Genomic DNA, 14,680 nt, shown 5'->3' with positions numbered 1-14,680 from the left:
TGCTGCCAGCCCGACGCCCGCCTCTCCGCCAAAGATACCTGAGCCCCGTGCTGGCCTGTGCCACGCTGGCGCTGGGCGTGTGCGCCACGGGCGCGCTGGCGCAGCAGCAGCCGACCCAGGGCACTGCCCCGCTGGCGCCGCCCCCGGGCACCATGATGGGCGCCTATGGTCAGAGCCAGCAGGTAGCCGCCCAACCGGGCAGCACCGCAGCGGCCAGGACCAGCCCGGCACCGGCCGATCTGGCGGCCGCCGCGGCCGCAGGCGCTGGCGCAGCTGTCAACGGCAGCGGCAATGACGCCATCACCCGGTTCCTCCAGGACACCGGGCTGATGAAGAACGCCAGCGAGAACAAGCTGCTGAATCAGGTGCGGGACACCGCCTCCGACCTGGTCATGTCCGCCATGAACTTCCTGGGCGTGCCCTACAAGCGCGGCGGCAAGTCGCTGGAAAGCGGCTTCGACTGCAGCGGCTTCACACGCCACATCTTCGAGATGTCCGTCGGCCTCGTGCTCCCGCACCGTGCAGACGAGCAGGCCCGCCTCTCCAGCCTCATTCCCATCAAGCAGGAAGAGCTGAAGCCGGGCGACCTGGTCTTCTTCAACACGATGAAGCGCACCTTCTCGCACGTGGGCATCTATGTGGGCGACGGCAAGTTCATCCACAGCCCCCGCGTGGGCAGCGCCGTGCGCGTGGAGGACCTGCGCGAGGCCTATTGGGCCAAGCGCTTCACCGGCGCCCGCCGGGCCGACCTCACCGCAGGGCAGGCCTCGGCAGACAGCCGCAGCGTGCAGGCGCAACCGGCGGTCATTCGCTGAGCGGTGCACCAGCCAGACGCTGAAGCAGCGTCGACCGGCCGCTCGACGTCAGTTCTTGCCGCGCGCGAACCGGCCGCCCCACAAGCCGCTCCACCAGTTGTCCAACCAGGATGTCCCGCCGGTCGACGGCGGCAGCGGTGTGGCGCCCGAGCGCAGCAACTCCTCCTCCAAGGTCGAGAGGCCGGCCCGGCGGGCTGCCTGCATCGGCGTCGCGCCGTCAAACTCTGAAGGCAGGTTCGGATTCGCGCCAGACATCAACAGGTAGCGTGCCACCGGCTCCTGTCCGGCAAGGATGGCCGCCACCAAGGGCGTCGACAGGAATTCGGGATGCGCGTAGTTGACGTCCACCCCCGACTTGACGTGGTACTCGACGAGCCCCAGGTCGCCTTCGACGGCGGCGTTGAACATTTCCTTCCAGTTGCCTCCGGACATGGGCCCTCCTCCAGATGGGCAGCCCCTCGCTTGGCGACTGTGCCGTGCGAGGGGTGTCTTTATGGGTGACGCATCCGCCCCCCGAGACGCGCTCACTTCGACGTGTCGCTCACTTCGGCGAGTTGGCCGTCTTCAGGTACTTGTCGAGGAACTGCAGCATGCGGCCGCTGGCCTCGATGTTGTTCTTCTTCTTCGAGAAGCCATGGCCCTCGTCGTCGAAGACCACATACTCCACCGGCACGCCGTTCTTCTTGACGGCCTCGACGATCTCGTCGCTCTCGGGCTTGATCACGCGCGGGTCGTTGGCGCCCTGGATCACCATCAGCGGCTTGCGGATCTCCTTGGCATGGAACAGCGGCGAGGTGGCGATGAGGAAGTCCTTGTCCTTCACCGGATCCCCGACCTCCTGGTACAGCGCCAGGCGGAAGCTCTCCCAATAGGGCGGGATGGACTCCAGCGTGCGCAGCCAGTTGGAGACGCCAAAGATGTCGATGCCCACCTTGAAGGCCTCGGGGCGGAAGGCCAGGGCTGCCAGGGTCATGTAGCCGCCGTAGGAACCGCCGATGATGCCGATGCGCTCGGGGTCGATCACGCCGGTGCTTGCCAGATAGGTCTTGGCCTCCACGCAGTCCCACAGCGGCTCGCGGCCGTGCTTGCCGTCATCGGCGGTGAAGAAGCTCTTGCCATAGCCCGAGCTGCCGCGGTTGTTGATGCCCAGCACCGCATAGCCGTGGTTGGCGAAGTACTGCATCAGGGCGGAGTAGCCGCGCATGGTCTGGCCGCCGGGGCCGCCGTGCACCCACACCAGGGCCGGCACCTTGTGGGTGGGCGAGGCTTCCTTGGGCTGGTAGTAGACCGAGGGAATGCTCATGCCGTCGAAGGACTTGAAGCGCACGATCTTCGCGTCCACCAGGTCCTCGGGGTTCACTTCCTTGGACATGCTCTGCGTCAGCTGCTTGACCTGCTTGCTGGCGAAGTCATAGACGAAGAGGTTGCTGGGCGAGCGGTCACCGTTCACGTAGAAGGCCATCTTGCCGCTGCTGCCAGAGAAGCGCACGCCGCGAATCTCGCCGCCGGGCAGCTTGGGCAGGGCCACCTCGCGCTCCATGCCGTCCCGGCCCATCTCGCGCAGCTTGAGCGCGATGCTGGCGTCGGCATTGATGCCGGTGACGCGGTAGCGGCCGTCATCGGAGAAGTCGGTGTAGACCACATCCCAGTCGGCCTTCTCCAGCTCGCTCATCTTGCCGCTGGCCAGGTCATAGCTCATCAGGCGGGTGAATTCGGTGCCCTCGTTGCTGGTGATCAGCAGGCGCTTGGAGGCCGGGTCGAAGCCGGCCGGGCTGTTGTCGGCCACGCCCTGGTGCGGCGTCAGGTGCTTGGTAGTCTTGGTCTGGGTGTCGTAGAGGTAGACGTCCTTGTCGGCCGTGGTGTTGGTCTTGCCGAAGGCGATCCAGCGGCCGTCGTCGCTGACCTGGGCCACGTTCATGCCGGTCTCGTTCTTGTAGACCAGCTCGCGGGCATAGGTCTTGGTGTCGTAGCGGTAGACGTCGAAGAAGCGCGCATCGCGCTCGTTGCTGGCCACGTGGAAGCTGTTCTTGTCCCCCGACCAGCCCATGAACATGGCCTTGAGCTTGTCGCCGGGGGTCAGGTCTTTCTCGCTGCCATCCAGCTCGCGCACATAAAGGTGGTTGAGCTCGTTGCCACCCTGGTCACGGGTAAAGAGCACCCGGTCGTCCTTGGGGAAGTAGCTGACAGCGTAGTGGCCGTCCTTGGTGGAGCTGGTGAGTGCCACCGGCTCGCCACCGCTCACGGGGATGCTGTAGAGGTTGAAGATGCCCGTCTTGTTGCTGTGGAAGAGGATGCGCTTTTCATCAGCGCTGAAGGAGGCGCCGCCGATATTGGTCGTCGCCATGAACTGCTCGATGGTGTAGCGCTTGGGCGCGACGGGGGCGCTGCTCTGCTTGGCCGTGGTCGCGGCCTGGGCTGGCAGGCTCAGGGCCAGTCCACCGGCGCTGGCCAGGGCCAGGCACAGGGCCAGACGATTCAGGGTGGCGCGCGGCGCAGCGGACTTCTGCTGTTCGTTCTTCAAGTGAGGCTCCTCATGGGCTTGGCTGGGCGATGACCCGGCACCGCGCCAATGTAGTGAGGGCCTGCGCCCTTGCCAATCCCCGCCGGATGACCTGCAGCCGGCGTCGGACGAACTGCAGACCGGACCGCACGGCCCGCAGCCATGCATGAAAAAAGCCACCGGCCTCTCGGCGGGTGGCTTCCTGCGGCAGACGCGGGCTTACTTGCCCGTGGGCACCTTGCCCTCGACGCCCTTGACGTAGAAGTTGATGCCCGAAAGGAACTTGTCGTCGGCGACCTCGTCCTTCTTCAGCACGTCCTTGCCGTCCTGGCCAACGATGGGGCCCTTCCAGATGGCAAAGCTGCCGTCCTTCAGGCCGGCCTTGACTTTGTCGATCTGCGCGCGGGTATCGGCAGGCACGGCCTCGGCCAGGGAGACCAGGTCGATCGCGCCTTCCTTGACACCCCACCAGCTGTGCGAGCCCGGGCCGGCTGTCCACTTTCCGTCCAGCGCGTCACGCACGGCCTTGATGTAGTACGGGCCCCAGTTGATCACGGCCGAGGCCAGGTGCGCCTTGGGGCCGTAGGCGGTCATGTCGGAGTCCCAGCCGAAGGCGTACTTGCCGTTCTTCTCGGCGGTCTGCAGCACGGCGCTGGAGTCGGTGTTCTGCATCAACACGTCGGCACCGCCATCGATCAGGGACTGGGCGGCCTCGGTCTCCTTGGGCGGGTTGAACCATTCGTTGACCCAGACCACGCGCACCTTGACCTTGGGGTTCACGCTCTGCGCGCCCAGGGTGAAGCTGTTGATGTTGCGGATCACCTCGGGGATGGGAATGGAGCCCACCACACCCAGCGTGCCGCTCTTGCTCATCTTGCCCGCCACCACGCCGGCCATGTAGGCCCCCTCGTAGGTGCGGGAGTCGTAGGTGCGCATGTTCGCGGCCTGCTTGTAGCCGGTGGCGTGCTCGAACTTGACGTCGGCCGTGTCGGCGGCAACCTTGAGCATGGGCTCCATGTAGCCGAAGGTGGTGCCGAAGATGAGCTTGTTGCCCTGCCCAACCATGTCGCGGAAGACACGCTCGGCATCGGCGGCCTCGGGCACCTTCTCGACGAAACTGGTCTGGACCTTGTCGCCGAATTCCTTCTCGACGGCCTTGCGGGCGTTGTCATGGGCGAAGGTCCAGCCGCCGTCACCCACCGGGCCGACGTAGGCGAAGGCGATCTTCAACGGCTCGGCCTTGGGGGCCGGGGCGGATGCCGAGGAAGCGGCTGGCGCCGGGGCTGCTGCCTCTTCCTTCTTGCCGCAACCGGCCAGCAGGGCCGCAGCGGCCAGACCGGACCAGCCGGCCCACTTGATCAGATCACGCTTGCCAATGTGACGCATGGGGGCTCCTTGGAAATCCCGTGAGGGGTATGACGGGTGAAAACTGCAGGAAATGCCAGCCGGCGATCTTATCCGCCCGGGTGGAAAGGCTTGCCCAGCGAGGCGGGCATGTTGGCGCGGATGAAGCCGCTGTTGCGCGAGATCAGCACCAACACGACGATGGTCGCCAGGTAGGGCAGCATGGACAGCAACTGGCTGGGCACCTCCACCCCCTGCCCCTGCAGATGGAACTGCAGCATGGTGACGCCACCGAAGAGATAGGCCCCCAGCAGCACGCGCGCCGGCCGCCAGGTGGCGAAGGTGGTGAGTGCCAGGGCGATCCAGCCCTTGCCGGCGATCATGCCCTCCACCCACAGCGGCGTGTAGGCCACCGAAACGTAGGCCCCCGCCAGCCCGCACAGCGCGCCGCCGGCCAGCACGGCCAGCAGGCGGATGCGGCGCACCGGGTAGCCCAGGGCATGCGCCGACTCGGGCGACTCGCCCACGGCCCGTAGCACTAGGCCGGCACGCGAGCGGTAGAGAAACCAGGCCAGGCCCGCCGTCAGCGCCATCGCGCCGTAGACAAGCGGATGCTGCTTGAAGAGCGCCGTGCCCACGAAGGGCAGATCGCTCAGGAGCGGAATGGCAAAGCTGGGCCGTGCCGAGAGCTTCTCCTGCACATAGCCCTGCCCCACGAAGGCCGAGAAGCCCGTGCCGAAGAGGCTCAGCGCGAGGCCCGCAGCGTACTGGTTGGTGTTGAGCCACAGCGCCAGCAGCGCGAAGACGCCCGCCAGTGCCGCGCCGGCGGCCATGCCGGCGAGGAAGGCCAGGCTGTCGCTGCCCGTGTGCACGCCGGTTGCAAAGCCGGCGATGGCGGCCACCAGCATCATGCCCTCGGCCCCAAGGTTGACGACGCCAGCGCGTTCATTGATGAGCAGGCCCAGGGCCGCCAGGGCCAGCAGCGTGCCGGCATTGAGCGTGGCGGCGATGAGTGCGGCGAGTGCGTTCACATCCATGGCGCGACCTCAGGGAACCCGGCGCACCCAGCGCACGCGGTAGTGGATCAGCGTGTCCGAGGCCAGCAGCGTGAACAGCAGCAGGCCCTGGAAGACGCCGGTGATGGACTTGGGCAGCCCGAGGCGCGACTGCGCCAGCTCGCCGCCGATGTAGAACATGCTCATCAGCAGGCCCGAGCCCACGATGCCCACCGGATGCAGCCGCCCCACGAAGGCCACGATGATGGCCGCGAAGCCGTAGCCCGCCGGCACATGCGGCGTCAGCTGACCCAGCGGACCGGCGGCCTCCAGCGCGCCGGCCAGGCCCGCCATGCCACCGGACAGCAGCAGCGCCGTCCACAAAGCGCGGCGCGAGGAGAAGCCGGCATAGCGCGCCGCTGCTGGTGCCAGACCGCCCACCTGCAGTGCATAACCTGCATAGCTGCGGAACATCAGCAGCCAGAAGCCGGCCACGGCGCCCAGGGCGATCAGCACGCCGATATTGACCCGCCAGCCGGTGAAGAGCCGCGGGATCTTGGTGGCCGCGGCGAAGCTGATGGTCTGCGGGAAGTTGTAGCCGTTGGGGTCCTTCCAGGGCCCGTAGACCAGGTAGCCCAGCAGCAGGTCAGCCACATAGACCAGCATCAGGCTCACCAGGATCTCGTTGGCATTGAAGCGGTCGCGCAGCAGCGCCGTGATCGCCGCCCAGGCCATGCCGCCCAGCACGCCCGCCAGCAGGACCAGCACGACGATGCCGCGGCCCGTCTGCGCATCCGCCTGCATGGCCACCCAGCCTGCCGCCAGTGCGCCGACGATGAACTGCCCCTCCGCGCCGATGTTCCAGACATTGGAGCGGAAGCACAGGGCCAGGCCCAGCGCGATGAGGATCAGGGGCGTGGCCTTGAGGCCCAGCTCGCTCCAGGCATAGGCGCTGCGGATGGGCTCCCAGAAGAACATCTGCAGGCCGCGCAGCGGGTCCTTGCCCAGGGCCATGAAGAGCAGCACGCCCAGCAGCGTGGTGAGCACCAGCGCCATCAGGGGCGAGGCCAGGGCCATCAGCCGCGAGGGCTCAGGGCGGGTCTCAAGCCGCAGCATGGCGCACCTCCTGGCCGGCCTCAGCCGCGTCCCAGAGCCCGGACATCCAAGCGCCGATGCGCTCCACCGTGGCCTCGGCCACGGGCACACTGGGCGAGAGGCGGCCCTGGGCCATCACCACCAGGCGATCACAGATCTCGAACAACTCGTCCAACTCCTCGCTGAAGACCAGGAGGGCGCAGCCGGCATCGCGCAGCTTGAGCAGCTCCCCCCGGATCTGGGCCGCGGCGCCCACGTCCACACCCCAGGTGGGCTGGGCGATGAGGAGCAGCCGGGGGGCCGCATCAATCTCGCGTCCCACGATGAATTTCTGCAGATTGCCGCCCGAGAGGCTGCGCGCCGCCGCGCCCGCGCCGCCACAGCGGACGCCGAAACGGGCGATCAACTCCTCCGCCAGCCGGCGCGCCTCGCCCTTGGCCAGCCAGCCGCCGGCCTTGACGGCCCCGGTGCGGGTCAGCAGGGTGTTGTCGGCCAACGAGAGGCTGGGCACGGCGCCCCGCCCCAATCGCTCCTCGGGCACGAAATGCAGGCCCAGCTTGCGGCGCCTGCGGCAGCTGGCCTGGGCGATGTCGGTATCGAACAGGCGGATGCTGCCCCGAGGCGCCCGAGGGTCCTCGCCGGACAGGGCTGCCAGCAGCTCCTGCTGCCCATTGCCGCTGACGCCGGCCACGCCCAGGATCTCGCCCGCGCGCAGCTCGAAGTCCAGGCCGCGCAAGGCGGTGCCGAAGGGGTTGTCCGTGGCCAGGGCCAGGCCCTGCACGCGCAGCACGGGGGCGCCTGCCTCGCGCGGGGCGGCCCGCAGCCGGGGCGGCTCGCTGCCTATCATGAGGCGGGACAGCGCGGCGTTGTCTACCGTGCGCGGGTCCACCTCGCCCGTGACCTTGCCGCCCCGCAGCACGGTGCAGAGCTGGCACAGGGCACGGATCTCGTCGAGCTTGTGGCTGATGTAGAGGATGGCGCAGCCCTCGGCCGCCAGGCGGCGCAGCACCTCGAACAGCTTCTGAACGGCCTGCGGCGTGAGCACCGAGGTGGGCTCGTCCAGGATCAGGAGGCTGGGGTTCGTGAGCAGGGCCCGCACGATCTCCACCCGCTGGCGCTCACCCACCGACAGGGTGTGTACCGGGCGCTCCGGGTCCACCTCCAGCCCATAGGCCGCGGACAGCTCGCGGATGCGCTGCCTCACCTCGGCCAGGCTCAGGCCCTTGTCCAGGCCCAGCCAGACGTTCTCGGCGGCACTGAGCGTGTCGAACAGCGAGAAGTGCTGGTAGACCATGCTGATGCCCAGCTGCCGGGCCTGGGCCGGGCTCTTCACCTGCACCGCCTGGCCGTTCCACAGCAGGCGGCCTTCATCGGGCTGCACGGCGCCGTAGATGATCTTCATCAGCGTGGACTTGCCCGCGCCGTTCTCGCCCAGCACCGCCTGGATCTGGCCGGGCATCACCCGCAGCGAGACCCCGTCATTGGCCTTGACGGCCGGGTACTGCTTGCTGATGCCTTGGAGTTCGAGTCGGGGAACGGGTTCGGCCATGGCGATCAGCAAGACTTCTGCGGTTCAGGGGTGTGGCAAGGTATCCGGACGACGATGGCGCGCCACGCCGGCCACATAGGCGGCCGCCAGGTTGCGCTCATCGGACAGGGTCATCCAGGCAAAGACCTTCTCGTGCAGTTCGCGGGCCACCGCGAAGCGCGCCTCGGCCACCGGGCCGCGGGCCCAGTCCCAGATGCAGACGTCGGCCAGTGTACCCACGCCGAAGTGGCCGATCTCCTGGGATAGCCCCAAGCCTTGCGCTGCGCCGAGGGTGGCTGCATGCAGGCCCGCCCAGGCCGTCAGGCGGCGGCCGCCCAGGGCCTGCACCTTGTAGGCATCCCCCAGGGAGCGCTGGGTGGACAACGAGGTGCCGCCCCCCACGTCCGAGGCCACGCTGACGGCGAAACCAGCCTCGCGCGCGGCGACCCAGTCAAAGAGCCCACTGCCCAGGAAGAGGTTGGACGAGGGGCAGAAAGCCACCTGCGAGCCCCGCTGCGCCAGCAGGGCGCGGTCCTGGGCGTCAAGCCAGATGCCATGGGCCAGCACGGCCCGCTCATGCAGCAGGCCGACGCGGTCGTAGACATCCAGATAGCTGCGCGCCTCGGGGAAGAGCCGCGCCACCCATTCGACCTCGGCCCGGTTCTCGGCCACATGGGTCTGCATGTAGAGCGAGGCGTCCTGGCGGCACAGATCGCCCGCCATGGCCAGTTGGGCCGGCGTGCTGGTGGGAGCAAAGCGCACCGTCACGGCATAGCCCAGCCGGTCCTGGCCATGGAAGCGGGTGATCAGGTCCTCGCAGTCGCGCCGGGCCTGGTCCACGTCGTCGCGCAGGCCGTCGGGGGCATGGCGGTCCATCAGCACCTTGCCGGTCAGCAGGCGCATGCCGCGCTGGCGTGCGGCCTCGAAGAGCGTCTCGGCCGAGACCTTGTGCACCGTGGGGAAGACCAGGGCCGAGGTCGTGCCATGCGCGAGCAGCGCGTCCAGGAAGCGCTCGGCGCCCAGCCTGGCCACGGCGGGGTCGGCATAGCGCTGTTCAGCGGGGAAGGTGTAGGTGTTGAGCCAGTCCAGCAGCTCGGCGCCGTAGCTGGCGATCACGTCCAGCTGCGGGCAGTGGACGTGGGTGTCGATGAAGCCGGGCAGGATGAGGCGACCACAGTGATCCTCGCGGGTCCAGCTTGCATCGGGAGCTTCGGCCTGGGCGCCGACGATGCGGCCGTTCTCGATCAGCAGCCAGTGGTCGGGCCGGAAGCGCACGGCGGGGTCGTCCAGCGCGCCCCAGGCCGGGGTGCCGACAAAGTCCAGGAGGTCACCGCGCAGGGCGAGGCGGGAGGAGTCAGTCACGTTCTCTTTCGTCATGGGGTTCAGGCACGGGGGGCGCTGCGCGCCAGTTGGCGGGCGACATCGCGCACCTGCTCGCGCAGCCAGCGATGCGCCGGTGCCGCGTGGCCCAGCTCATGCCAGAGCTGGTAGTAGTTCAGGGGTGGGAAAGGCACGGGGCAACGCAGGATCTTCACCGGCAGTTGGTCCACGAAGCGGCTGCAGAACTGGCGTCCGGTCGTCAGCACCAGCAGGCTGTGGGCCACCATCTGTGGCAGTTGGCCGAAATGGGCGCTGCGCACGGCGATGGCGCGGCTCAGGCCCAGGCTGGCCAGGTGCTGGTCCACGAAGCCCGGCTGCGCGGCAGCAAAGGGCATGGGCGCGAGGTGCTGGCAGGCGAGGTAGCGCTCCAGGGTCCAGCTGCGCGCGGGGGCCCGGGCCATGGGGTGGTCCTGGCTCAGCAGCACCACGAGTTCGTCGCTGAAAAGGCGGCCCAGGTGCAGCTCCTCGGGCGGCTCGGGCCAGTTGCCGATGACCAGGTCGACCTCGCCCCGGGCCAGGGCGGCACGGTAGTCGAAGCTGGCCGACAGGGCCTGCAGGTCCAGTTGCACGCCCGGGGCCTCGCGCTGCAGACGGGCCACCAGCTCGGGAAGGAAGCAGGGATCGAGGTAGTCGCTGGCGGCAATGCGGAAGCGCTGCTGCGCCGTGGCCGGTGCGAAGGCCTGCAGACGCTGGCGTGGGCTGAAGATGCGTTCGGCCTCCAGCAGCAGGCGCGCGGCCGGCTCCTGCAGCGCCAGCGCGGTGGGCGTGGGCGCCATGCCCTGGCCGCTGCGCACGAGCAAGGGGTCGCCCGTGAGCGCGCGCAGACGCCGCAACTGGCCGGAGACGGCCGGTTGCGAGCTGCCGAGCCGCAGGGCGGCCCGGGAAACGCTGCGTTCGCTGATCAATGTGTGCAGGACCCGGATGAGATGAAGCTCGATCTTGGCCAGTGCCGTCGCTTCCGCCATATTTGCTCGCTGATATCCACTATTCGAGTGAGCATATCTCCCCCACGCGGCCGCGCGCGTAAGGTGCGAGGCTAGCCTCGTCACATCATGAACACACGTCCCATCCGCTTCTTCTTCCGTGGCCAGATCCAGGAGGTGCGCGACCTCCCCCCCACCACCAGCGTGCTTCGCTGGCTGCGTGAGTCCGCCGACGCCTGCGGCACCAAGGAAGGCTGCGCCGAGGGCGATTGCGGCGCCTGCACGGTGCTGGTCGGTGAGCTGGACGCCCAGGACCGCCTGCAGCTGCGCAACCTCAACGCCTGCATCCAGTTCCTGCCCATGCTGGATGGCAAGGCCCTCTTCACCGTGGAAGACCTGGGCTCCTCCCGCCAGCTCAATCCCGTGCAGCAGGCCCTGGTGGACTGCCACGGCTCGCAATGCGGCTTCTGTACGCCGGGCTTTGCAATGACGCTGCAGGCCCTTTATGAATCACACCAGGCGGCCGGCACGCGCCCCAGCCGCCAGCAGCTGGCCGACGGTCTGGCGGGCAATCTGTGCCGGTGCACGGGCTACCGCCCCATCCTGGATGCAGGCGAGCAGATGTTCGAGCTGCCGCCGCAGCGCTTGGATCCGGGTCCCGCTGAGGCCGCCCTGCGCCAGCTGCGCCAGGATGCGCCGCTGTCCTATGAAGCACTCGATCCCGCCCAGCAGGCTCCCCGCCAGTTCCATGCTCCCCGCAGCCTGGAGGCGCTGGCGGCCCTGTGCGAGCAGTGGCCACAGGCACGTCTGCTGGCAGGCGCCACCGACATCGGCTTGTGGGTGAACAAGCAGCACCGCGACGTCGGCATGCTGATCAGCACCCTGGCCGTGCCCGCCCTGCGCGAGCTGCGCGCCGAGCCCTGGCAGGACGGCCAAGCCGGCCTGTGGATCGGCGCAGCCGTGCCGCTGGAGGATGCCTGGGCCGCGCTGGTGGACAGCATCCCTGCCCTGCGTGAGCTGTGGCTGCGCTTCGCCTCACCGCCGGTGCGCCATGCCGGCACACTGGGCGGCAATATTGCCAATGGCTCGCCCATCGGTGACGGCGCGCCGGCGCTGATCGCCCTGGGCGCCGAGATCGTGCTGCGACGGGGGCCGACGCAGCGCCGCCTGCCGCTGCAGGACTTTTACCTCGACTACATGAAGAACGCACTGCAGCCGGGCGAGTTCGTCGAGGCCCTGCACCTGCCGCTCCCGGGCAGCGACTGGCAGCTGCGCGGCTACAAGATCGCCAAGCGCTATGACAGCGACATCACCGCCGTCTGCGCCGTCTTCGCGCTGCGCCGGGCGCAAGGCCAGGTCCGCGAGGCGCGGCTGGTCTATGGCGGCATGGCCGGCATCGTCAAGCGCGCGACGCAGGCAGAGGCCGCGCTGCTGAATCAGGACTGGGACGAGCACACCGTGCAGGCCGCGGCCGACGCCCTGTCCCAGGACTTCCAGCCCCTCAGCGACCTGCGCGCCTCGGCGGCCTACCGCCTGAAGGTCGCCGGGAACCTGCTGCGGCGCTTCTGGCTGGAGACACGTGACGACAGCCCTCTGCCTGCGGCCCGCAGCGGGATCTGGTGGGCCACGCAGCTGGGGCGCGATGGGCACCTGCCCGCGAGCCCGGCGCCGACGGCAGGAGTCCAGCCATGAACAAGCCCTGTGACCCCATGAGCGCCGAGATGCTGACGCCCTCCCCCGTTGTCGGCAGCAGCCGGCCGCACGAGTCGGCGGCCTTGCACGTCAGCGGCGAGGCCCGCTACACCGACGACTTGCCTGAACTGCGCGGCACCCTGCATGCCGCCCTGGGCCTGTCCCCCGTGGCACACGGCCGTCTGCTCGGGGTGGATCGCGCCGCGCTGCTGGCCCTGCCCGGCGTCGTTGCGGTGCTCACTGCCGAGGACATCCCCGGAGAGAACAACTGCGGCCCCCTGCTGCATGACGATCCCATCCTGGCCAGCGGCGAGCTGCGCTACCTCGGCCAGCCCGTCTTCGCCGTGATCGCGAGCGACCGCGAGCTGGCGCTGCGCGCAGCGGCCCAGGCCGCCCGTGTCATCCGCTGCGAGACGCTGCCAGCGGTGCTCACCGCGCTTGAAGCCCACGCAGCGGCCCAGTACGTGGTGCCACCCATGCACCTGCAGCGTGGCGATGCGGCAGCAGCGCTGGCTTCGGCACCTCATCGCTGGCAAGGCGAGTGGTCGGTGGGCGGCCAGGAGCAGTTCTACCTGGAAGGTCAGATCAGCTACGCGCTGCCGCAGGAAGACCACGGCCTGCTGCTGCACTGCTCCACCCAGCATCCTTCGGAGATGCAGCAGCTGGTGGCTCATGCGCTGAGCTGGGACAGCCACCGGGTGCAGGTTCAGTGCCGGCGCATGGGCGGGGGCTTTGGTGGCAAGGAGTCACAGTCGGCCCTGTTCGCCTGCGTGGCCGCCCTTGCGGCCCATCGGCTGCAACGCCCCGTCAAGCTGCGCCTGGATCGCGACGACGACTTCCTCATCACCGGCCGCCGGCACGGCTTCGACTACCGCTGGAACGTGGGCTTCGATGACGAGGGCCGGCTGCTGGCCGCCGAGGTCGAACTCATCGCCAACTGTGGCCATTCGGCGGATCTCTCGGCGCCGGTGATGACGCGCGCCCTGTGCCATTTCGACAATGCCTATTGGCTGCCGCATGTCGCGTTGCATGGCTACTGCGCCCGCACGAATACGCAAAGCAACACCGCCTTCCGCGGCTTTGGCGGTCCCCAGGGAGCGCTGGCCGTGGAGGTGATCCTGGACGGCATCGCGCGCCGACTGGGACTGGACCCTGCCCTGGTCCGCCAGCGCAATTTCTACGATGAAGAGGGCGCACGCAATGTCACGCCCTATGGGCAGCAGGTGGAGGACAATCTGCTTCGGCCGCTCAGCGCCCAACTGCTGCAGGACAGCGACTATGCGCAGCGCCGGGCCGACATCGCCCGTTTCAACGCCGACAGCCCCGTACTCAAGCGCGGCCTGGCCTTCACGCCACTGAAGTTCGGCATCTCCTTCAACGTGGTCCACCTGAACCAGGCCGGCGCCTTGGTGCATGTCTACGCCGACGGCTCGGTACTGGTGAACCATGGCGGCACCGAGATGGGCCAGGGCCTCAATACCAAGGTGGCGCAGGTGGTGGCACAGGCCCTGGGGCTGCCGCTGACGGCCGTGCGGGCCACGGCGACAGACACCAGCAAGATCGCCAACACCTCGGCGACTGCCGCCTCGACCGGCGCAGATCTCAACGGCAAGGCCGCGCAGGACGCCGCGCAGCGCATACGCCGACGCCTTGCCCCCCTGGCCGCCGAGCTGCTCCAGGCCCCTGAGGATGCACTGCTGTGGGCTGATGGATGGGTCCGGGTCGCCACTCGGCCTGAAGAGGCCCTTCCCTTCGTCACGCTGGTGCAGCAAGCCTATCTGCGCCGCATCCAGCTGTGGAGCGAAGGCTTCTATGCCACGCCAGGGCTGCACTGGGACCGCCAGACCCTTCAGGGCCGCCCTTTCTTCTACTTTGCCTATGGCGCCGCCGTGGCGGAGGTGCTGGTCGATACGCTCACCGGCGAATACCGGGTATTGCGTGCGGATGCCCTGCATGATGTGGGCCAGTCGCTGAACCCCGCGCTGGACATCGGCCAGGTCGAAGGCGCCTTCCTGCAGGGCCAGGGATGGCTCACCACGGAAGAGCTGCGCTGGCATCCGCACACCGGCAAGCTGCTGACCCACGCGCCCAGCACCTACAAGATCCCCACGGCCAACGACATGCCGCTTGACTTCCGGGTGAAGCTCTTCGGTCGTCCCAATGCCGCCGACAGCATCCATCGGTCCAAGGCCGTCGGCGAACCGCCGCTGCTGCTGCCCTTCGCCGTGCTGCTGGCTTTGCAGGACGCTGTGAGCAGCGTCAATCCCGAGGCGCCGCCGCTGCAGGCCCCCGCCACGGCCGAACGGCTGCTGCGCGCCATGCAAGGGTTCTGAGGCCGCAGCGAGCGCCATGAAAAAACCCCGAGGCCTTGCGGCACTCGGGGTTCGATCTCGAGGACTTGACCTGCC

General features: G+C 68.6%; 11 protein-coding genes. 3 read left to right on the top strand and 8 right to left on the bottom strand.

From position 1 onward, the window contains the following. Positions 1-47: 47 nt before the first annotated feature. Entirely contained in the window at positions 48-815 is a 768-nt protein-coding gene (locus ACS5PK_RS10865) for a C40 family peptidase (protein WP_439440248.1), read from the top strand. 48 nt (positions 816-863) lie between these two features. Here ACS5PK_RS10865 and ACS5PK_RS10860 read toward each other — a convergent pair whose 3' ends face one another. The 8 genes from ACS5PK_RS10860 to ACS5PK_RS10825 form a co-directional block, all read right to left on the bottom strand. After that, complete coding sequence (locus ACS5PK_RS10860) at positions 864-1,247, bottom strand: ankyrin repeat domain-containing protein (RefSeq protein ID WP_439440247.1); 384 nt, start codon at positions 1,245-1,247, stop codon at positions 864-866. A 109-nt stretch (positions 1,248-1,356) separates the two neighbouring features. Next, a complete protein-coding gene (locus tag ACS5PK_RS10855; protein ID WP_439440246.1) occupies positions 1,357-3,336 on the bottom strand; it encodes a prolyl oligopeptidase family serine peptidase in 1,980 nt (659 codons plus the stop codon). 198 nt (positions 3,337-3,534) lie between these two features. Next, complete coding sequence (locus ACS5PK_RS10850) at positions 3,535-4,701, bottom strand: BMP family ABC transporter substrate-binding protein (RefSeq protein WP_439440245.1); 1,167 nt, start codon at positions 4,699-4,701, stop codon at positions 3,535-3,537. A gap of 68 nt (positions 4,702-4,769) precedes the next feature. Further along, positions 4,770-5,696: an ABC transporter permease gene (locus ACS5PK_RS10845; protein ID WP_439440244.1), complete on the bottom strand. Its 927-nt coding sequence runs from the start codon at positions 5,694-5,696 to the stop codon at positions 4,770-4,772. Between the two features lie 9 nt (positions 5,697-5,705). Continuing rightward, a complete protein-coding gene (locus ACS5PK_RS10840) occupies positions 5,706-6,770 on the bottom strand; it encodes an ABC transporter permease (protein ID WP_439440243.1) in 1,065 nt (354 codons plus the stop codon). Then, the gene (locus ACS5PK_RS10835) at positions 6,757-8,298 is read right to left on the bottom strand and encodes an ABC transporter ATP-binding protein (RefSeq protein WP_439440242.1); all 1,542 of its coding nucleotides are present in this window, start codon (positions 8,296-8,298) and stop codon (positions 6,757-6,759) included. Before ACS5PK_RS10835 ends, ACS5PK_RS10840 begins: the two co-directional genes overlap by 14 nt. A 24-nt stretch (positions 8,299-8,322) precedes the next feature. After that, complete coding sequence (gene guaD, locus ACS5PK_RS10830) at positions 8,323-9,654, bottom strand: guanine deaminase (RefSeq protein ID WP_439440241.1); 1,332 nt, start codon at positions 9,652-9,654, stop codon at positions 8,323-8,325. Between the two features lie 5 nt (positions 9,655-9,659). Further along, positions 9,660-10,622 carry a LysR family transcriptional regulator gene (locus tag ACS5PK_RS10825; protein ID WP_439440240.1) on the bottom strand — a complete coding sequence of 321 codons (963 nt, stop codon included), beginning with the start codon at positions 10,620-10,622 and terminating at the stop codon, positions 9,660-9,662. 87 nt (positions 10,623-10,709) lie between these two features. Between ACS5PK_RS10825 and xdhA the strand changes: the two genes are divergently transcribed. Together xdhA and xdhB are read left to right on the top strand one after the other, a co-directional pair. Next, on the top strand, positions 10,710-12,272 hold the full coding sequence (gene xdhA, locus ACS5PK_RS10820; RefSeq protein WP_439440239.1) for a xanthine dehydrogenase small subunit: 1,563 nt from the start codon (positions 10,710-10,712) through the stop codon (positions 12,270-12,272). Next, on the top strand, positions 12,269-14,605 hold the full coding sequence (gene xdhB / locus ACS5PK_RS10815; protein ID WP_439440238.1) for a xanthine dehydrogenase molybdopterin binding subunit: 2,337 nt from the start codon (positions 12,269-12,271) through the stop codon (positions 14,603-14,605). Before xdhA ends, xdhB begins: the two co-directional genes overlap by 4 nt. Positions 14,606-14,680: the final 75 nt, after the last annotated feature.

The organism is Roseateles sp. DB2, assembly GCF_051857535.1.
Lineage (GTDB): Bacteria > Pseudomonadota > Gammaproteobacteria > Burkholderiales > Burkholderiaceae_C > Roseateles_B.
Note: the sequence above shows the minus strand (reverse complement) of the source record. Positions and strands in the feature narration are given on the sequence as shown.